This window comes from Dysgonomonas sp. 37-18 (assembly GCF_001899125.1).
In the GTDB taxonomy this organism is placed as follows: domain Bacteria; phylum Bacteroidota; class Bacteroidia; order Bacteroidales; family Dysgonomonadaceae; genus Dysgonomonas.
Genome location: NZ_MKVC01000016.1, coordinates 15,953 through 36,818, shown reverse-complemented (window position 1 = coordinate 36,818; position 20,866 = coordinate 15,953). Strand labels below are relative to the sequence as shown.

Sequence of the window (20,866 nt, the reverse complement as noted above, 5' to 3'; positions counted from 1 at the left end):
TTAATTAAATGATATTTGATTTGTATTTCTTACAGGGTTTGTTTTATAGAAGTCACTGTAACTTCCAATACCCTGCTCAGAAATGAGTATTTTGCTTTCATATAGTCATATTCCTCTCCCGAAGTAATATATTTCGCTGTTCCTTCTATATAAAAGCCTGTTCCCTGATAATCTTTATAGCCTAAAACATTTCTACTGCCCAATGTAAGTTTTACTTTGTTGTTTACTTCTACATTTTTTTGTGTTTTACGCAAGCCATAGGCAGGGATGAGAATGCGTTCATCTTCTGTAACTTCCAAATATGAGTTCCATGTGTTAGCTATATGAGGTTCTTCCTTTCCCCACGATACGATTGATACTACGCCTTCATTTTCTATTACTTTATGAAATTTCTCTGTAAGTTTCTTTGATTCATTCATTGTTTTCTGTTTTTTATTCAGGCATAAAATTACAATTCATCGGATGGGTAAATCTTAAGCTGGTTTAAGAAATATCTTAAGGGTTCTTTTTTCTAATCTCGCTCAGGTATTCCGGCGTAAGTCCTAGGAACGAAGCAAGCATATATTGAGGAACACGTTGAACAAACTCGGGAAAAGATGTCTTAAAGTGTTTATATATTTCTTCTTTCGAAAGTTCATAGAGCAGCTTCATTCTAAACTGCGAAGCAGCAAGTGCTCTTTCGGTGACTAACCTGAAATATCGTTCTAAAGAGGGCAACTCTAAAATCATTTTTTGAAAATCGTGAAAACCAATAGCTAGCACACTCGAATTTTCTATCGCTTGTATATAATAGTCGGACGCTTTTTGGTTAGAAAGGCTCATAAAATCCGTCATCCACCAACCCTCCAACGCAAATTGAATTGTTTGCTCCGTACCCTTGTCGTTGTGGAAGAACATGCGCATACAGCCTGTTTCAATGAAGTAGTAGGCTTTGCAGACTTGTCCTTCTTCCAATACAAATTGTTTGCTTTTTAGATCGAGTAAAGTTATATATTGAGATAATATTTCAATATCTGAGTCCTCGAAATGAATATAATTGCGAATATGGCTGATCAGTTTACTATACATCGCTTGTTATTTAATAAAGGCTCTAAAGTAATATAAAAAAGACAGAGTTTGTCCTTATTGATATTTTGTATCTTTGCCATCTACTAATATAAGATAATTATGAAATCAAAATATACAGATATTCTTCTCGACTTGGATGATACGCTTATAGATACTATAGAGAATACCCGGCAGACTTTAGTGGAGTTATATGATGATTATAACTTTGGAAACTATTTCCCGTCTTTCGACGATTTTTATACAATATATTATGCCAATGTCAGTCAGCTCTGGGAGATGTATGGGCAAGGTAAAATATCGAAAGCCACTTTGCAAAGAGAACGTTTTATTGCCCCTCTTTCTTTGGTAGAAGATATATCGGAAGAAAAGGCTCTTGCTATTAATGATGATTATATAGAGCGGATCATGCAAAAAAAGAACCTTATCGATGGTGCAGTCGATTTACTCGACTATCTGAAGTCGAAATACAAGATACATATCCTATCCAATGGCTTTACCGAGATGCAATATATCAAAATGGATAATGCCGGACTAACAGGCTATTTCGACAAGGTGATACTTTCCGATGCTGTAGGGGTGAATAAGCCTCATCCGCATTTGTTCGATTATGCTCTGAAAGAAGCAGGGGCGGAGAGAGACACTACAATCATGATAGGGGATAATCTATTCACAGATATCGGCGGCGCATACAATAGTGGTATCGATCAGATTTGGTATAACCCCGGAGGTAAGCCTGTCGGAGATTTTCAGCCGACTTATATTGTTGATAAGTTATCAGCAATAAAGAATATACTTTAGGAAAAGTAAAGAGCCGGTTGGGGATACTTACCGGCTCTTTATATACATCACTAAATAAAGATATATTTATTAAAAATACTTTTTTAAATCTTCTAGCCAGTCTGCTACACGCTTTTCTGTCTCATTGTATTCATTATCTTCATCCAAAGCCAGACCAACGAATTGCCCGTTTACAACAGCATCAGACTCGTCGAATGTATATCCGTCTGTTGGAACGAAGCCTACGATTTCTACTTTTCCTTTCAGAGCCTTATACATCGTATACATACCTCCGGCAAAGCTGGTAGAGAAAGATGCGCTGTCGCCTAATCCAAAGATGGCTACTTTCTTATTTGTAAAGTCCATTTTCTCAAATTTCGGCAAAAAAGCTTCCCAGTCATCCTGTAAGTCACCAATACCTGTTGTAGATGCACCTAAAATAAAAAAATCATATGATTGCAAGTCGTCGACACTAACACCATCGGCATTAAAAAGTGTAGCATCGCCGAGTGCTGCCTGTATTTTTTCCGCTACCGCTTCTGTGGCTCCGGTAGACGAGCCATAAACTATTGCAATTTTACTCATAACTAGTTAAGATGTTTATTAATTGATTATCAATTATCTGGAATCATTCAAAATAGAGGGTGCCATAAAGCTTTGGATGATACCCCTAAGTCCCAGATACACTATAAACGCCAACCATAGGATATTGTTCGCAGAAGCGTCGGAAAACATAAAATATATAAGGAAAAAAGCACCCACCGCTATCAGCATAGAATTTCTCATTTGGTGCGATGCTGTAGCCCCAACAAAGACCCCATCCCACAGAAAAGCAGAGAATCCTGCAATAGGGATCAGCAAAACCCAAGACTGATAGCTTTTGCTTAACTCTAATATATTTTTTTTATCAGTGATCAATGCCAATATATAATCCATGCCGGTGGCATAAATGAGTGTAAACAGTAAAGCTATAATAGTACCCCATACGAAGAGACGCTTCACCAACCGTTTTAGTAAAAACCGATTGTTTTCTCCGATATACTTCCCCGTCAAGGCTTCGGCTGCATACGCAAAACCATCCATCATATACGAGAAGAGGATGAACATTTGCATCAACAAGGCATTAACAGCAAGGATGTCTTTTCCCGATTTGGACGATGCAGACATAAAAAATGTTGTTACTGCAATCAGCGCCATTGTGCGAATGAAGATATCACTGTTCACTTTAAAGAAGGGAACGTATGCGTGTAAGTTTTTGAGAACAGAAAAGTCGATGTGTTTTTTCAACCAACCGTATTTCATATTCCAGACAATTATAAATGATAAGAACCCTGTGTACTGTGCACATGCGGAGGCTAGGGCTACGCCTTCTATCTTCATTCCCAATCCGTATACAAAGGCAAAGCTTAAAACTATATTTACAATGTTTACCGTGATAGCTATAAACATCGGTGTTTTGGCATCCTGCATACCTATAAACCAACCGTTGAATGTGTACATGCCCAATACTGCCGGTGCGGCCCAGATGTATATATAGAAATATTGGTGAGCAAAAACCTTAACGGTAGGGTCAGCATTGAGTAGAAAGAATCCGGCAAGAGCAATAAAGTATTGCAGCAGAACGATTACAATACCTGCACTCATCGCAACCGATAGAGACCTCAGCAGAGTATTGGCTTGTTCTCTATAATCTTTTGCGCCATAGGCCTGTGCTGTGAAGCCGCTTGTCCCCATGCGAAGAAATGAAAAGCTCCAATAAATAAAATTGAATAGCATTGTACCCAAAGCAATGGCTCCGATATAATCTTCCGAGTCGAGATGTCCCACAATATACATATCTACCAATCCGAGCAAGGGAACGGTGATGTTTGAAATAATGTTGGGTATCGCTAATTGTAATATGCTTCTATTCATTGTCACTTTCCTAATATATTTGTCACTTTTTTTATTTAATTATTTTTCTATGTATATGCCTGTAATACAGTTTTGTCTATCCTTTTTTAGAATGCAAAAGGTGACAAAAGTGACACTTTTTTATCTGTTTTTATCATGTCACTTTTTCTAGCTTTTGAGCATTCAATGGTGTTCTCGTAATCCTGCTAAACCATCTATAATAAGATAAATCTGCGAGCAAAACATATTGAACTTTAAAGGTGTACAAAGGTACTGCTCTTATAAAGAACGTACAAATGTTAAATAAATACATCTCGTATCTTCAAAATGTTGTATCTTTATGCATCTCCAATCTTGAATATTTATAATTATAAAGACCGTTTTAAGTACCTATGGATGTAAAAATAGAACAAAGTTGGAAAGACCAGTTGAAAGATGAGTTTGAAAAAGATTATTTCGTAAAGCTTACCGACTTTGTAAGAGTAGAATATAAAACCAAACAAATCTTTCCTCCGGCGAGACTTATCTTTAATGCTTTTGACCATACTCCGTTTGATAAAGTAAAAGTTGTTATTTTGGGACAAGATCCATACCATAACGATGGTCAGGCTCATGGGTTGTCTTTTTCCGTACCCGATGGAATACCGGCTCCGCCTTCTCTCGTGAATATATTTAAGGAGATAAACCGAGACTTGGGTATTCCTGTACCCCGATCGGGAAATCTGACCCGTTGGGCAAATCAGGGTGTATTGCTGCTCAACGCTACACTGACTGTTCAGGCGCATATGGCAGGCTCGCATCAGAAAAAAGGATGGGAAGCATTTACCGATGCAGCCATACATCACTTAGCCGAAAAAAGAGAGAATCTGGTTTTTATCCTTTGGGGAGCATACGCTCAAAAGAAGGCTTCATTTATAGACCCTAACAAGCACTTGGTGCTAAGGTCTGTACATCCTTCACCCCTTTCGGCTTATAATGGATTTTTTGGCAATAGTCATTTCAGTACGGCGAATAAGTATTTGCAATCAAAAGGCATTGCACCAATCGAATGGTAGAGTATAACACATATTGATATAAAAAGATCAAATAAAAATGGCGGCAATAATTACATTGCCGCCATTTTTTATATATGCTTGATTTATTTGCTTATGAAACTCTTAATGATTTTCCGGCTCTAAGTGTAGCTCTTGATGTGATATTGTTCAACTTACAAAGTTTGCTGATTGTTGTACCATGCATCCTTGCAATTTTGCCGAGTGTGTCACCTTTTGATATTCGGTGATATTTTACAGAACCCGTCGCATATTTATTTTTTACATCGTTGCTTGATCTTGTAGTAGAGGATGAGGCAAGGTTTCTTATATCTACACCTTTACTGCTTTTTCTATAGCTGTTTGGTGTTACTGTATAAGTGTCTTTGTGGCAAACCTTGTTATCGAAATCAACAATGTATATAGGATTTATCGGATTGCCTAAAAAGCGGATTTCGAAATGTAAGTGAGAACCTGTCGAACGTCCTGTGTTTCCTCCTAAAGCGATTGGGTCTCCCGATTTTACAACTTGGTCTTCTTCTACTAAGAATCTGGACAAGTGTCCGTAAACAGTTTCCAATCCATTTGGATGGCGCAAGGCTAAGTAGTAGCCATATCCACGTCTTTCGTATTGTTTTACACGTACTTTTCCGTCGAAAGCTGCGTAAATCGTATCACCCACCTGTACTTTAAGGTCTATTCCGTAATGCATACGGCGGCGGCGAGGTCCGAAATTAGAGGTAACATATCCCATGGTCGGCATTGTGAAATTGGCCAGGCTCACTTTGAATGTATCTGGAATATTCTCTATAGAACGGTATGCGTTCACATAACGATTATTCCATATACCTCCGTAAAGATCTTCTGCTGGGATTTCATTCTCTCCAAGGATGCGCTCTTCTTGAATTTCTTTAAGTATAGAAAGGTCTCTTTTTATTTTAATTCCATCTGCATATAGATTGGAATTCGGGGTCTGTCTGCTGTGTCGTTGCTTGTACTTTAGCTCTACTCTGTCGGGTGAGGCTTCTTCTGTTATTTTCTTCTGGGCGAAACCGGTCATTGGGATGAAAAATACTGCCACTAGAGGCAATAATCTTATTCGCTTGAAGCCTTTTGTTAAAATGTTACTGCTTATTCCTGTCATAAATATAAATTAAATCTCGTCACCCGCATATAAGTTAGCTAGCGTGGATTGTTTATAATCAAAAATCTCGTTGTCGTTAAAAAAGCGTTTTAGTTCAATCTTTGCAGATTCGGACGAATCTGATGCATGCACAATATTCTCCTGAGAACTAACCGAAAAATCTCCTCTAATAGTTCCCGGAGTAGCTTCCCTGCCATTGGTTACTCCAATCAGGGAGCGTACAACTTTAGTTGCATTCTTCCCTTCCCAACATTGAAGTATAACCGGACATACCTGCATGGAATCTTTTACACGTTGGAAAAATGGCCTGTCTTTTAAGTGTGAATAATGCTCACTGAGGATGGCATCAGTCAACTGTACCATTTTCATTCCTGCTAGACGTAAACCCTTCTTTTCGAAACGAGAGATAACCTCTCCTATCAGTGCTCTTTGAACACAAGAAGGCTTTAGAATAACGAGGGTTTTTTCCATGTGTGTACCTAAAAATAAATAGAATTTATAAGATATAGAGGCCAAATATAAAACATATTTCAATTTGTAACAACCCCGTAACCTGCGAAAAGGTAGATTTTAACAGTATTTACGCTATGTTTAAGAACATATTTTGTTTGGAATCTCTCTAAACAAAAGCGGTGTTACGCCCTATGGGAGGTGTAGTGCGTTTAACTAAATATAACTAATTTGTAAAGTGTTCCTCAAAGGAGGTGTATTGTCTCTATTTCTTAAATATCAGATATACAGCAGCAATAAGAAAGATAAAAGCCAATAAATGGTTCCATTTGAAAGTTTCAGTCTTGAATGCCAGTGTACTGAACAATACAAAGACAGTGAGGGTGATAACCTCTTGGATGATTTTTAGCTGCATCAGAGTAAAAGGTCCTCCATTACCCTGAAATCCAATTCTGTTTGCAGGTACTTGAAAACAATATTCAAAAAAGGCAATACCCCAGCTGAAAAGTATAACACCAAATAATGGAAGTGATTCGAACCACGAATATTCTTTCATTTTTAGATGCCCATACCAAGCAAAAGTCATGAATATATTAGAAAAGACCAATAATATTATTGTATATACACCGGATAAGTTCATTCTCTGTAGATTAAAAATTTCGCAGCAAAAGTAATTATTTTTTGGAACTTTTGTTTTGATTTAATTCTTACCTTTGAAATATCCATAAAAAACAACACAATAATAATTAGCACTATGAAAAATATTGCAAGAAAAACACTTGATGAATTTATCATCGAGAGACAAGAAGATTTCAAATATTCGAGAGGAGAGCTTTCCCGCCTCTTAAACTCAATCCTTCTCGCCGCCAGAGTCGTTAGTTACAAAGTAAATAAAGCCGGTCTGGTAGATATCTTGGGAGCAGTAGGCACTACGAATGTACAAGGTGAGGATCAGAAGAAACTGGATGTGTATGCCAATGATGTCTTTATACAAACACTTATCAATAGGGAGATAGTATGTGGTATTGCTTCGGAAGAAAATGATAACTTTATTACAATTGAAGGGCTTGACGAGGGGCATAACAATAAATATGTAGTGTTGATGGACCCGCTTGACGGATCGTCCAATATTGAAGTAAATGTATCGGTAGGAACTATTTTCTCTATATACCGTCGCATTTCTCCGATAGGTTCACCCGTTACGATGGAGGATTTCTTACAGCCGGGAGTTAATCAGGTGGCAGCAGGGTATATTATATATGGTACATCGACTATGATCGTTTATACGACAGGTAGAGGGGTGAATGGTTTTACGCTGAATCCTGCGATCGGAAGTTTTTATCTGTCGCATCCGAATATGAGATGTCCTAAAAATGCGAATATATATTCTGTCAACGAAGGTAACTACGTCCATTTTCCGCAAGGCGTGAAAGATTATATAAAATACTGTCAGGAAGAAAAAGAAGACCGTCCTTATACTGCCCGATATATAGGGAGCTTGGTTTCGGATTGCCATCGTAACCTGATTACCGGAGGTATCTATTTCTATCCGTCTACACACAAAGCGCCTAAGGGCAAGCTACGGTTGTTATACGAATGTAATCCGATGGCATTTATTACAGAACAAGCGGGCGGAGCTGCTATAGATGGGCATAATCGGATATTGGAGATTCAGCCGCAGGAGTTACACCAGCGAGTGCCGTTTTATTGTGGAAGCTTGAATATGGTGAAAAAACTAAAAGACTTTATAGAAAGAGCTGAAGAAAAAGAAAAAAAAGATAAATAAAATAAAAGCTCTCATGGTTAACGCTATGAGAGCCTTTGTTTTTAACTAACTTTGTCTCTCGAATATGGAGCTTAGTTATACATTGTCTACAAATGACTATTTAGAGTTGCAACTTTATAATTTGTCTCACAACAACGGTTATAAAAAGCAGCGGAAATGGGATCGTTATCGGTTGCCGGGGTTATCTCTTTTGTTTGGTGCGATCCTGTTGTTTGACGGGATGAACGATATTCTGGCTTATGTCTTTATCGCATCATCACTTTTGTTTTTTATCTTTTATCAACGCTGGTCGGCGTGGATGTATAAGCGTATGAGTAAGCGAAAGGTAATAGAGAGTATGAAAGGAGAATCTCTTTGCGAAATAAAACTTTTGCTGGGGAATGATGTTATAGAAGTCGACAGTAAGCGAGGTCATAATTTTTTTAATGTGCATGATATAAAATCCATTATCGAAATAGAGCGATATTTTTTTCTGATGATGAATCAATATGTTTATATCATTATTCCCAAAGATCAGATTGTTAACAAGGAACAACTGGCAGAAGTTTTCGAAGGATATAGGAATACTAAAGGTATTCCACTTATAGCCGAATTGGAGTGGGAATGGAAGTAAATATTTTTTAGCTTATTTCACATTAGACGAGATGTTTCTTGCCTTAAATGTAAAGTAGAGATTGCAAATTTTATTATATTTGCTCGATTTTATAAAAAGGGTTCGTCCTGACTTCGTATTGGATAAAAACAATCATTATATATTATGGATTTAATTAAAGAGATAGTAGAAAGAGCAAAAGCGAACAAACAGCGTATCGTATTGCCGGAAGGAACAGAAGAAAGGACTATAAAAGCAGCAGATCAGTTGCTTGGTGATGGTGTTGCCGACATTATCCTTATAGGAAATGTGAAAGAAGTAAAAGAACTGGCAGCCGGTCTTAATCTGAAAAATATAGATAAAGCAACCATTCTTGATCCGAAGGATTATGAGAAGAAAGAGGTTTATACGAATCTTCTTTTTGAGTTGAGAAAATCGAAAGGCTTGACTATCGAACAGGCAGCAAAACTTGCTGAAAATCCGCTATATATTGGTTGCCTTATGATCAAAAACGGAGATGCCGACGGCGAAATTGCCGGAGCCGAGAATACAACAGGAGATGTGCTTCGCCCTGCATTGCAAATTATAAAAACAGCACCCGGAATCAGTGTGGTATCAGGTGCTTTTTTAATGTTTACTACTCAGAAACAATATGGTAAAGACGGGCTGTTGCTTTTTGCGGATTGCGCCGTTACTCCCGATCCTACAGCGTCTCAGTTGGCCGAAATAGCTGTTGCTACAGGTCAAACGGCACGTGCTTTGGTTGGAGAAGAACCACAGGTGGCAATTCTAAGTTTTTCGACAAAAGGAAGTGCTAAAAGCCCGTTAGTAGATAAGGTGATTGAAGCTACTCAATTGGCTCAAAAAATAGATCCTACAATGAAAATCGATGGCGAATTGCAAGCCGATGCGGCTCTTGTGCCTGCAGTAGGTAAGCAAAAAGCTCCCGAAAGTGCAGTTGCAGGACAAGCAAATGTGTTAGTGTTCCCTTCGTTAGAGGTAGGAAATATAGCTTACAAACTTGTGCAACGTTTGGGGAATGCCGAGGCTGTAGGTCCTATCCTGCAAGGAATGGCTGCACCGGTAAATGATTTGTCGCGAGGTTGCTCTGTAAGTGATATATATAATATGGTGGCTATTGCCGCTAATCAGGCTATTGCCGCAAAGAAAAAGTAAAATAGTTATAAATAGCTTTGAGAAATAGACAGTTGGTACGAACAATCATTCGATTCGCTTTTCCGACCTGCTCATAGTTTATAACTCTAAATTTATAATTAAAATATTTATGGCAGAAATCATAGAACCTATTGAGGAGTATGGGTTAAGCTCAAAAAATAAGAAGAGGTCTCTTTTCTCTAAGATCGGGGTTGTTGGCTGCGGTCGTGATGGACGACATATTGTAAGCCTTACAGCACTATCGGGTATTGAGGTTACTTTTGTTGAAGTATCGGAAGATAGGATACAACTGGCCTTGAAAGATATAGAGCACGGACTGGATACAAAGATAGAAAACTGGGGGTTGACTCAGGGCGAAAAACGCTCTACCATGGGACGTATCAAAGGAACCCTTGATTATCAGGATCTGCAAGATTGTGATTTTGTGATCGAATGTATCCGTTACGATGTGGATGGTGGACGTAGCACTGATTTGAGGAAAGAAGTTTTCCGCAATCTGGAACAAGTCTTGTCGCCGGATGCTATTATCGCTACAAATGCAACTACAGTCATTATAAGTGAACTGGCTGCTGATCTGAAATACAAAGCACGTTGTATCAGTCTGCATTTTCCTGTCTCACATACAGACGCTCGTTTGTTAGAGATCGTAAGAGGAACATTTACGTCCGAAGAAGCAGTACACAAGGTGTATCACTTTGCTCACATGATCAAGCATACGGCTATACAGGTGCACGAAAGTAGCGGGCTTGTAAGTTTTCGTATGATGATAACAATGCTGAATGAAGCATGTCAGATATGGATGGAGAATGTAGCTTCTATAGAAGATATAGATAAAGAGTTTACAATCATATTCGGACAACGGTTTGGTATTTTCCAACTGGCAGACATACTAGGTATCGAAAAGCTGGTAATGCTTATGGAGGATATGTTCGATGAGTATGGCGATAAGAAATATAAGGCTAGTCCGGTATTGTGGAAGTTGTTCAGATCAAAACAACTTGGCGTATCTACCAAACGAGGTTTTTATATTTACGACGATGCAGGGAAAATAATAGGACCAAACGATTTAATTTAAAGACATGAAGATATTAGTATTGAACTGTGGAAGTTCTTCTATAAAATATAAGCTTTTCGATATGGAAAGCAAGGCTGTGATTGCACAGGGAGGAGTCGAAAAAATCGGTTTGAAAGGTTCTTTCCTTAAGTTTCCGCTACCTAATGGAGATAAAGTCGTTCTTGAAGGTGAAATTCTAGAGCATCAGGCCGGGATAGAATATATATTAGGTGTTTTAACAAGCTCTAAGTATGGTGTGTTAGGCTCTTTGGACGAGATAGACGCTGTTGGTCATCGTGTGGTTCACGGTGGAGAGGAGTTTAATAGTAGTGTATTTATTACCGATGAGGTGATAAAGAAAATGGAAGAATGCATAGAGCTTGCTCCACTGCATAATCCGCCTAATCTTGCAGGTATTTATGCCGTGAAAGAATTGATGGGAAATATCCCGCAGGTGGGAGTTTTTGATACTGCTTACCATCAGACAATGCCGGCAAAATCATATATGTATGGGTTACCATATTCATTATATGAAAAATACGGCATCAGACGTTATGGTTTTCACGGAACAAGTCACAGATATGTTTCACGTAAAGGGTGTGATTTACTCGGTGTTCCGTACGAAGAACAACGTATTATCACAGCTCATATAGGTAATGGTGGCTCTTTGGCTGCTATCTATGGCGGAAAGTCGGTAGATACATCAATGGGTATGACTCCTGTTGAAGGTCTGTTGATGGGTACTCGTTCGGGCGATGTGGATGCCGGTATTATATCTTTCATTATGGAGAAAGAGAACATCGGTACACAAGCTATTTCTACTCTCGTAAATAAGCACAGTGGGCTGTTAGGTGTATCGGGTGTATCGTCTGATATGCGTGAGTTACGTGCCGCAATGGATGAGGGTAACGAAAGAGCTATGTTGGCTTTCGATATGTTTGTACACCGTATAAAGAAATATGTGGGTGCTTATGCAGCCGTTCTGGGTGGTGTAGATATTCTTATGTTTACAGGGGGAATAGGCGAAAATGCTATTGCTGTTCGCGAGCAAGTATGTAAGGATATGGAATATATGGGAATAAAACTTGACGTAGAGAAGAATGCCAAGATACAAGGAGAAGAGGCTGTTGTTAGTGCTCCCGACTCTAAAGTAATCGTTATGGTTGTTCCTACCGATGAAGAATATATGATCGCCTCCGATACAATGGAGATCGTTAATAAATAAGCTTCTATAGTATATTTAGATATGTGAAAAACGGCACAATATTGTGCCGTTTTTCGTTTCTTTATAATACACAAGATTCTTTAACAAATTCATTAACAATTTGTAGTTCACAGTTAAACAAAATTAAACACGGGAAAAATCATAGTCTATTATTTGGAAGATTCCTCAGGGGGATTTACCTTTGTAATGTGTTTTTCATAGTATTAGATTTAAGGTTAACAATGAAGATTGGTTGTCGGGACGACAACCTTTTCTTTTTTATATAGGTTTGAAAATATTTTGTAAATGATTGATAACTAAAGAATAGTGTGAATTGATACAGAAAGTTTAAAACCTATCAAAAAAAAGAAAAAGCGTCAAAAAAGCTACTTTTGTACATGTTTTTGTATCTAATGCACTACCTTTGCATAAAGGCTTTAAAAGCCAATTAAAGATGAGTTACAGTATAAAAATCGTAGCTGAAGCATCGAAAAAAGCTACAAGAACGACTGCAAACTTGAAACTGGTTATCTACAAGACTGGTTATGACAGAGAACCAAAATCCCTCCGACACTCTGTTGAATTAAAAGATTGGGACAAGAATAAAGAACGACTAAAGAGTTCGAGTACACAAGCAGATGTGCTTAATCTTTATCTGAATGCTACAGAAAAGAAACTCTATGATCAGATTTATTTATGGGAGACTAGCGGTATTGACTGGAATCCTAAAGATTTGTTATCTATATTAGACAGCAAATTTGATAAACCTCAGCAAACAAAAGCTGTTACGGTTGTTGCCTTTATCGACAGGCAAATAGACTTTTATAAAACTAAAGAACGAATCAAAAACGGAGAGAAGACAACAGGTTCCTCTAATTGGGAAAACTACCAATGGTTAAAGAATTCACTTTTCGAATTTACAAAGGTGAAGTACAAAAAAGATTTTAACTCTTATCGCTTTAAAGATATAAGCGAGAGTTTTATGCGCTCTTATAGTATTTATATTCAAGAGAAAGGTTTGAAAAATGGGAATAAGGGAGGGTTAAGGCATAAACTCAAAAATCTGAAAGCTGTATTTAATCTTGCTCAAAAAGAAAAAGTGTCAGATGTTGATGTTTGCGTATTTGATGTGGTGAAAGAACACCTGAAGGCATCTAAAACAACACCTAGAGTTTTATCAGATGCAGATTTTATTAGAATACGAGATTTTGATAGGTCGAAGTTGTCTAAGAAAGAATGTTTTCACCTCGATTTATTCTTATTCAGCTATTATAGTGGAGGGATGGCAAATGTAGATGTATGCTATTTAAATAAATCTTGTATCAAAGATGATTATATTGAGTATGTGAGACGTAAATGCGATAAAGTAGCTAATCCTATATTTTTACCTAAGATACTTGAGATTGTAGATCGATACAAAGAAAAATCTTATGGTAATTATGTTCTGCCTATATTCAATGGGAAACAGCAGACAGAAAAACAAAAACATGATAAGGTAGAAAGGATAACTTTAAGTGTGAATAAGACTTTAGCTAGAATATCGTCTCATTTAGGTATAGCTAAAAAAGTAACGTGGTATTATGCTAGAGGAACTTATATAACAAAAGCTATAAATGAGGGGCTCAATGCTTATGAAGTAGTGGATCAGGCTGGGAATAGTGTTAAGATTATTGAGAAGCATTATTATAGGGCTGATAGAAGTGAAATACAAAGAAGAATGATTTCTGCTTTGTAGTTTTTTAAACTTTTTGTTTAAAAAAGGTTATTCTTAATTAATAAAAAGGAATCAATCTCACCTTCTTGACATAGAGATTAAAAGGATAGAATTAGAAAGATGAATTAAACCGTTCATTGAGTATGTCTATCTCGATCCTTTCGAAGCACGCTTTCAGAGTACTAAGGTTATGTACGACTTCAAAGGGGGTATGAAAGCCTTGCTAATTAACTCTTATTCTTTGTATAGAATATGGGGAGGGGGTTGTTATGTGTTTTTATAAATAAAAACCATAAAGCTTACTCTCAAAAGACTAAACTTTATCCGTAAGATTTCCAGTAAACTCTATGCAGACAGAGGATTTCTTTCTCTGAAATTCTATCAATATAAAGGGAGAAGAATAACCATTATAAGACAGATATACTGATGCTGAGAAAAAGAGCTGTCATTTGTAAAAGTCACGATTTTATTTGACATTAATATAATGAACAAGCTCTTTACTCCGTCTCAATGTTTATTCTTTGCAAATCCCCTTTCCAAAAGCCCAAGAGGGCGTTTGGAAAGGAAAAATATTGTCAGATATATCAAAACTTATTCATAAGTGTCTGTCAAATCGAGTCCCATTTTTTACATGTCATTGAATCAGTAAATGATCAACAGAAAAACATCTGCCATTCCTCCTAATTCTGATTTAATGAAGACTGTTACTCTCACTTAATCTATATTTTAATAATTATTTTTTTAATTGCTATATAAGTAATCAATAAAAATTACTGACGCATTTAGTAGAGCTACCCCTCGTGGTTATCCGTAATTGAACAGGCAGGGGCAAACCCGACCCCTACAGATACAAATACGACAGTAAATTCTTTTCATTACTTATTAATGTTTTATTGTTTAGGTGTATGGGCTTACTTGTGAAAATCTAAATAATAATTTCTCGTCCAATTCCTTTTCTAATAATATTACTGGCTAAAAAAGCGAACTGAAAATCTAAATTAGGCAATTTATAATCTCTATAAATCTTCTTTTCTCCAATTACTGAAAAAATAGTGAACAGCATAAGCATCTTTTAAAGCATGTTCCAAATCCTCCCCCCTTTCTCCCGAACGGAATAATTCAGCCTGGTAACCATCAAAAGGGGTAACATATTTTGCAGGAATAAGAAATACACTCTCTCTTTGTTTTGTCGTCAATCCTTCATATAGATTCATTAATACCCATGGACCTGTTGTATTCATGACACAAAAATGTTTTCGCATGTAAGCACTATCATATTCTTCATTCTTACCATATTCTAAGACTCTAGGCGAAAATACTTTTTCTATTATTTTTTTTATAAATGGATGCTCCGGAATACTCAGCATTAGAGCATTATTAAACATAATTTTCTTCTTGAACATAAAACAATGAGAATACGGTTCTAGTGGAAAGCAACATGTTTTATCTTTTAACAGCACTTCTATTGGTTCAATTGATTCATAGTCGAAATCTACGTACATTCCTCCTAATCTATCCAAAATAAGATAACGAATAGCATCCCAACGTTGAATATTGTAGGGATATTGATTGTAAACATCTAAATACTGTGGATAATTTACTAGAATAAAGTCTTCCATCATTTGGTTGTTCCAAAGACGATATTCCCAGTTGGGATAATCTCTTTTCCATGTTTCTCCAAGCTCTTTAAAATAATCTGGTAATGGTTCATCAATTCCAGACCATATTTGATGAATTATTTTTGGTATTTTCATTAGTATTTTTTTATATTATTAAATTATGGAATTTAGCTTTCTTTGTTTAGCATGGAATAATCTGTATTACATAATATTTATTTTATCTAATCATTCCTTCTATACATATTTTTTTTAATGGCATAAAGAACCTTTCCAGTAGTGAGATATCGTCAGTCACGATATCGGCTTGAGCTTGCATTTCGGGCAGGTAAGGCAACACTTTTTTATAAGTGGTGGTCATTCCTTCCGGAAATTCAATTTCTACTGTATAGAAATCGAGCCCTTGTGCGTCTTTTACCGGAACCATAGATATATTTTTTACCTTACCCCTGATGATTCCATATTCATTATCGGGAAAGTTAGAGAAACGGATATTTACTTTTTGCCCTATTTTTACTTTACCCGAACGTGTTAATGGCATCTGTGCTTTACCGATGATTTCCATATTATCTTTTGGTATAATTGTAAATACAGTTTCTCCTGTTGTTACGTTTTGGTTTTTTACCCAATAGTTGGTAAATGTAACATGCCCATCAATTGGAGCAATCAGAGCATAGCTTAATTCCCATGACTGTATCTCTGCAAGTAATTGTGATATATATGTTTTTAATTGCGTTTCAAGTTGATTCTTTTTCTCCAGATATTGATACTCTGTATCTAATAAGCTCTCTTGCATCTCTGTGATTTGTATTTCGGTATTTTGTATCGTAGAATGTATATTTTCCAGTGAAAGATGACCTTGTAGATACTTATTTTTGGTTGATTCCAATTCTTCAGAAGAAATAACCCCACGTTTATTTAATACTGAATCTCTTCGATATTGATTCTGATTGAGTCGAAATTGTTCTTTGATTATCGCTTTTTGCCCTTCTACATTCCTGTAATAATTTCGATATTGATTGATTTTATCTTTCATAAAATCAATCTTTTGTGTGTAATACTGCAAGCGTTTGAATTCATAATAGTTGAAAAGAGTTATGTAAAAGTCAGAATACAGCGACTGCAATGGCCCTAATTTCAACTCTTTAGATGGTAAAGTTATAATAGTATCTATCTTTTGGTTTAGTTGATCGATATATTGTTTTAATATCTGTATATCACTTGTATTAGCGGAATTTTCGATAACAGCCAGATAACTCCCTGCTTTCACTTCTTGTTTATCCTGTACGTCTAACTCCTGTATTTTACCAGAGGTTCTGGCAACTAATCCAGTTGCCGGAGTACTTCCCGTAAGTGTCATTGTAGTAGTTATTATATCCGGATATTTAAAAAAGGCGCTTCCTATTAAAATTATTAGTACAATAATAGAAATAAGGGTGATGCCTCTTCTAAGTATCCATGAAGGGGTACTACCCAATACCTCTTGAAACTCTTCGCTTTTCAATTCAATGTCAGTATTATCTATTGAGTTTTGAATCGATATGAAATTGAGATTCCTGTCAGGAAGGTCAGATTTTAATATTTTTGCCCCTTTTATGTCCATATTCTTTTACATGCCTAGTTCTAATTGATTTTTAACAAGAGTATAATAGGCTCCTTTCTTATTCGTTAACTCTTTGTGTGTACCCTCTTCTATAACCCTGCCTTTATCCATAACCACTATATTATCTGCATTCTGAACTGTGCTTAAGCGATGGGCCACAATAACGACTGTTTTTCCTTTGTAAAAATTATTCAAATTATCTAATATCGTTCTCTCATTATTAGCATCTAATGCATTCGTCGCCTCATCAAAGAATAGAAATTCAGGATTCTTATAAACAGCTCTTGCTATCAATAACCGTTGACGCTGTCCTTGGCTAATACCATTCCCTTCCATGCCTATTTTTGTATTATACTTTAGAGGAAGCGATTCTATAAACTCTTTGATGTTGGCTACTTCTATAGCTTGCTGCAGCTTTTTTTTATCCACAATATCTTCTCCTATAGCTATGTTATTAGCTATAGTTTCGGAGAAAATAAACCCATCTTGCATCACAGCACCAGATTTCTGACGCCATAGGTGAGGGTTAATATCATTGATAGATAGATCTTTAATTTTAATCTTACCTTTATTCGGTTTATAAAAAGCCAAAAGTAGTTTTATCAGGGTTGTTTTTCCACTTCCACTCGCACCAACTATCGCCGTTACCTTGTTCTCTGGTATAGACAGATTTATTCCGTTCAACACATAATCACGGTCTGCACCATCATAACTAAAATATAAATCTTCGATACAGAGAGATTTGTCTGTTGGTAATTCATTTATTTTAGATTCTATAGTTTGCTCTTCATCTTCTTTGTTATGTATCTCATTTAACCGTTCGAGACTGATTTTAGCATCTTGAGCTGTTTGTACAAAGCTGATGAGTTGCCCGATTGGACTTGATAGTTGTCCGATGATATAACTCACAGCCATCATCATACCCAATGTCATGTCTCCTTCAATGACTGAGCGAGCGGCAATAAATGAAATAAAAAGAGATGTCGTCTGGCTGAAAAATACCGATCCCATCTGTTGGTATTGTCCCAAGGCAAGCCCTTTTATACTTATCTTGAAAAGTTTTACCTGTATGCGTTCCCATTTCCATCGTTGCTGCTTTTCACAATTATTGAGTTTTATTTCCTGCATACCGGTTACAATCTGAACCAAGTTGCTCTGCTCTGCTGAGGCTTGGGAGAAGCGAGCCATATCCAATTTGCGACGATATTTTAGAAATATGAGTATCCACAAAATATATAAAGAGTTACCCAAAATAAAAACACCTAATATTGCAAAACTGTAAAATGCGAGAATGAAGGCAAACATGATGAAGTTTACAAATGAGAATAAAGTCGTGAGTGTAGAACCTGTAAGGAATGATTTGATACGGTCATTATCTCCGATGCGCTGCATGATATCTCCCACATTCTTTGTGTCGAAAAAGCGGAGTGGTAGCTTCATCAGTTTAGACAAGAAATCAGATATGAGTGATATGCTTATACGACTGTTCACATGAAGTGTAATCCAATTACGGATAAATTCTACAGCCAGTTGAGTAATAAATAGTATGAGTTGGGCTATTAAGACTAATGTAATAAAACTCACGTTGTTATTGTTGATTCCCTGATCTACTACGGCTTGTGTAAGGAATGGCAGGATAAGAGACAGCGCACTTCCTGCTAGCAGTCCAATTATGAGCTGTATGATTTGAGATCTATATGGGCGAAGATACTCCAGAAAATAATAGATACTCTTATTTGTTTTTTCTAAGCCATCATTTTGAATGTAAAAATCAGGGGTAGGAGTCAGCAGCAGGGCTGTACCAGTATCTTCTCCCTCCAGACGAGAACTTGTCCAACATTTGAGGAATCCGGCTTTGTCCAATGTATATTTCTCTCCGACAGGGTCTGATATCTTTATCTTATAGTCATCATTTCTTTTCTTTTTTATATCATAACATACGATAAAATGGTTCTGATTCCAGTGCAGAATACAAGGAAAGGGCTTTTCTGAGATCAGTTGATCAAAAGTTGTTTTTACGCCATTGGAACGAAAGCCAATAACTTCGGCAGCATCACTTATGCCCAACATCGAAACTCCTTCACGGGTAATGAAACTCTTTTCCCTAAGATATTGTATAGAAAAACTACGTCCATAGTATTTGGAAATCATACGTAAACAAGTAGGACCACAATCCATGGCATCGAGTTGTTTATAGTTAGGGAAGAATTTATTTACCATATATGGAAAGCTAAAAGATAATATACTATTAAAATAATTTATTTAAAGAATTTACTAATCTCTTGTCATTTTTTATGTATCCATCAATTCTTTTATGCATTTTATTGTTTTTATCAAAAACTAAAATATTGGGTATAGACTTAAATTCATAGTATGAGAGTAGCTCTATCCATGTTTGCTCATTGACATAATAATGTTCTCCTTCTATATCTTTTTTCATTATTTCCCATGTCTTAGGTGGAGAAGACTCAGTGGTTACATAGACAAAAACAATACCCTTTTTAACGAGATCTTTTTTATATGGTTTAATTTCATCTATTGATTTGAGACAGGGGCCACACCATGTCGCCCAAAAATCTAAAACAATAATTCTGTCATTATACTTATCAAATATATGCTTCATAAACAATTCGGCTTGATCTGAATTTTGCTTTTCTGTGCTTGATTTTGTAGAATCAGGCGCTGTAATATTTTGCTTTATATCTTCATCTAACAGTATGTTGACCTTATGGTTTTCTGAAAGTAAAATTTTGCCAATATTGCCCTCTTTGTAATAAGATTGGATATTCTCAATCTGTTTTTTGCTAAAAGGGTGCATTTGATTAAGCTGGTTGCTATACGAGTTCGCTAATAGCATATCATAAAACAAATTTTGCTTTTCACCAACAACTTCTTGTAGTTTTTCTTTCACATTATTTATCCATAAAGAAGGAGATGTCTCATCAACTGCTTGAACTCCAAATACTGGATATTGAAGAATATCATGTAATAAGATATGGTAATATGTGGTTGAAAAAAGAGTGGAATCACTTAGATTTATTTTCTTCAAAAAAGAATAATAAGATATTTCTGGCTCTTTTATTTCTTTTTCCTCCAACTCTTTATTTTCTACAATCAAGCTCATGTAAGATTTATATCTCATAAGAGCAACTTGCGTATAAAATAGATTCAACTCATTCTTAAGAATACTTTTACCTTGAGTAGGCAAAATAGTATCCCCATCTATCGTAGATAGAATTTCCTCTATTTGTTTGGTCATATATTGTTGATAAACGATAGGCTCTAATACTGAGTTGATTCCTTGACTAAGAGATGTATTCATCAGTATGTTTAACATTTTCTTATAAAAGTAAGAGCGTTCGTAAGCAGACATACTAATATCATCAATAATTTGTATAGAACTTTGATTGTTTTTATCAATATTAATATTAAGATGGCTTGTTTTATTAGGAGACAAATAGATAAAACTATTATCAAAATATTTTGATTCGATTCCTGCTAAAGTAGAATAAGTAAGAGGTATCTCTAGAGAAAAATCGCCTGTAGAATCAATAGGAAGTTGATATATTATTCTGTCTCCAGTAATCGAATTGGATATTGTTATTTTCAAATCATTGTTCTCAGGTAGAATACCCTTCAAATACCCTTTAATAGTTGATTTGGGAAGGTCTGTCTCTTTTTTAGTGTTTTGGCAGTTAGATAGTAACCCGACAATAAAAAGGCTAAGATAAATTATTCTAATATTTTTCATATATTAT

19 protein-coding genes are annotated in these 20,866 nt (G+C 36.1%); 8 read left to right on the top strand and 11 right to left on the bottom strand.

Annotated elements, in window-relative coordinates; translation table 11 throughout:
- Positions 1 to 29 precede the first annotated feature (29 nt).
- Together BGO84_RS05870 and BGO84_RS05865 are read right to left on the bottom strand one after the other, a co-directional pair.
- Positions 30 to 419: a pyridoxamine 5'-phosphate oxidase family protein gene (locus BGO84_RS05870; RefSeq protein WP_291028380.1), complete on the bottom strand. Its 390-nt coding sequence runs from the start codon at positions 417 to 419 to the stop codon at positions 30 to 32.
- A 76-nt stretch (positions 420 to 495) separates the two neighbouring features.
- Positions 496 to 1,068, bottom strand: coding sequence for a Crp/Fnr family transcriptional regulator (locus BGO84_RS05865; protein ID WP_291028379.1), 573 nt, complete (start codon positions 1,066 to 1,068; stop codon positions 496 to 498).
- 99 nt (positions 1,069 to 1,167) lie between these two features.
- Between BGO84_RS05865 and BGO84_RS05860 the strand changes: the two genes are divergently transcribed.
- The gene (locus BGO84_RS05860; protein WP_291028377.1) at positions 1,168 to 1,866 is read left to right on the top strand and encodes a YjjG family noncanonical pyrimidine nucleotidase; all 699 of its coding nucleotides are present in this window, start codon (positions 1,168 to 1,170) and stop codon (positions 1,864 to 1,866) included.
- 69 nt (positions 1,867 to 1,935) lie between these two features.
- Here BGO84_RS05860 and BGO84_RS05855 read toward each other — a convergent pair whose 3' ends face one another.
- Positions 1,936 to 2,430 (bottom strand): flavodoxin, encoded by a 495-nt coding sequence (locus BGO84_RS05855; RefSeq protein WP_006842069.1) that lies wholly within the window; start codon positions 2,428 to 2,430, stop codon positions 1,936 to 1,938.
- 33 nt (positions 2,431 to 2,463) lie between these two features.
- Positions 2,464 to 3,759, bottom strand: coding sequence for an MATE family efflux transporter (locus tag BGO84_RS05850; RefSeq protein ID WP_291028375.1), 1,296 nt, complete (start codon positions 3,757 to 3,759; stop codon positions 2,464 to 2,466).
- Between the two features lie 371 nt (positions 3,760 to 4,130).
- Here BGO84_RS05850 and ung point away from each other — a divergent pair, with 371 nt between their 5' ends.
- A complete protein-coding gene (ung, locus tag BGO84_RS05845; RefSeq protein ID WP_291028373.1) occupies positions 4,131 to 4,793 on the top strand; it encodes a uracil-DNA glycosylase in 663 nt (220 codons plus the stop codon).
- A 91-nt stretch (positions 4,794 to 4,884) separates the two neighbouring features.
- Here ung and BGO84_RS05840 read toward each other — a convergent pair whose 3' ends face one another.
- The 3 genes from BGO84_RS05840 to BGO84_RS05830 all read right to left on the bottom strand — a co-directional run bounded on the left by BGO84_RS05840 (position 4,885) and on the right by BGO84_RS05830 (position 7,003).
- Positions 4,885 to 5,913: a peptidoglycan DD-metalloendopeptidase family protein gene (locus tag BGO84_RS05840; RefSeq protein WP_135106942.1), complete on the bottom strand. Its 1,029-nt coding sequence runs from the start codon at positions 5,911 to 5,913 to the stop codon at positions 4,885 to 4,887.
- Positions 5,914 to 5,922: 9 nt separating this feature from the next.
- Entirely contained in the window at positions 5,923 to 6,384 is a 462-nt protein-coding gene (gene ndk, locus BGO84_RS05835; protein ID WP_135106940.1) for a nucleoside-diphosphate kinase, read from the bottom strand.
- 244 nt (positions 6,385 to 6,628) lie between these two features.
- Positions 6,629 to 7,003 (bottom strand): DMT family protein, encoded by a 375-nt coding sequence (locus BGO84_RS05830; RefSeq protein WP_291028370.1) that lies wholly within the window; start codon positions 7,001 to 7,003, stop codon positions 6,629 to 6,631.
- Positions 7,004 to 7,117: 114 nt separating this feature from the next.
- Here BGO84_RS05830 and fbp point away from each other — a divergent pair, with 114 nt between their 5' ends.
- The 6 genes from fbp to BGO84_RS05800 all read left to right on the top strand — a co-directional run bounded on the left by fbp (position 7,118) and on the right by BGO84_RS05800 (position 13,910).
- Complete coding sequence (gene fbp, locus BGO84_RS05825) at positions 7,118 to 8,149, top strand: class 1 fructose-bisphosphatase (protein ID WP_135106936.1); 1,032 nt, start codon at positions 7,118 to 7,120, stop codon at positions 8,147 to 8,149.
- Positions 8,150 to 8,213: 64 nt separating this feature from the next.
- The gene (locus BGO84_RS05820; RefSeq protein ID WP_291028368.1) at positions 8,214 to 8,762 is read left to right on the top strand and encodes a YcxB family protein; all 549 of its coding nucleotides are present in this window, start codon (positions 8,214 to 8,216) and stop codon (positions 8,760 to 8,762) included.
- A 144-nt stretch (positions 8,763 to 8,906) separates the two neighbouring features.
- Entirely contained in the window at positions 8,907 to 9,917 is a 1,011-nt protein-coding gene (gene pta / locus BGO84_RS05815; RefSeq protein ID WP_283687375.1) for a phosphate acetyltransferase, read from the top strand.
- A gap of 109 nt (positions 9,918 to 10,026) precedes the next feature.
- Complete coding sequence (locus tag BGO84_RS05810; protein ID WP_135106931.1) at positions 10,027 to 10,992, top strand: 3-hydroxyacyl-CoA dehydrogenase family protein; 966 nt, start codon at positions 10,027 to 10,029, stop codon at positions 10,990 to 10,992.
- Between the two features lie 4 nt (positions 10,993 to 10,996).
- Positions 10,997 to 12,196: an acetate kinase gene (locus BGO84_RS05805; RefSeq protein WP_291028366.1), complete on the top strand. Its 1,200-nt coding sequence runs from the start codon at positions 10,997 to 10,999 to the stop codon at positions 12,194 to 12,196.
- A 433-nt stretch (positions 12,197 to 12,629) separates the two neighbouring features.
- Positions 12,630 to 13,910, top strand: a complete 1,281-nt coding sequence (locus BGO84_RS05800; protein WP_291028363.1) for a phage integrase SAM-like domain-containing protein — start codon at positions 12,630 to 12,632, stop codon at positions 13,908 to 13,910.
- 995 nt (positions 13,911 to 14,905) lie between these two features.
- Here BGO84_RS05800 and BGO84_RS05795 read toward each other — a convergent pair.
- The 4 genes from BGO84_RS05795 to BGO84_RS05780 all read right to left on the bottom strand — a co-directional run bounded on the left by BGO84_RS05795 (position 14,906) and on the right by BGO84_RS05780 (position 20,859).
- Complete coding sequence (locus BGO84_RS05795) at positions 14,906 to 15,643, bottom strand: glycosyltransferase (RefSeq protein ID WP_291028361.1); 738 nt, start codon at positions 15,641 to 15,643, stop codon at positions 14,906 to 14,908.
- 82 nt (positions 15,644 to 15,725) lie between these two features.
- Positions 15,726 to 17,108, bottom strand: coding sequence for an HlyD family efflux transporter periplasmic adaptor subunit (locus BGO84_RS05790; protein ID WP_291028359.1), 1,383 nt, complete (start codon positions 17,106 to 17,108; stop codon positions 15,726 to 15,728).
- 6 nt (positions 17,109 to 17,114) lie between these two features.
- On the bottom strand, positions 17,115 to 19,328 hold the full coding sequence (locus tag BGO84_RS05785) for a peptidase domain-containing ABC transporter (protein WP_291028356.1): 2,214 nt from the start codon (positions 19,326 to 19,328) through the stop codon (positions 17,115 to 17,117).
- A gap of 28 nt (positions 19,329 to 19,356) precedes the next feature.
- Positions 19,357 to 20,859 carry a thioredoxin family protein gene (locus BGO84_RS05780; RefSeq protein ID WP_291028354.1) on the bottom strand — a complete coding sequence of 501 codons (1,503 nt, stop codon included), beginning with the start codon at positions 20,857 to 20,859 and terminating at the stop codon, positions 19,357 to 19,359.
- Positions 20,860 to 20,866: the final 7 nt, after the last annotated feature.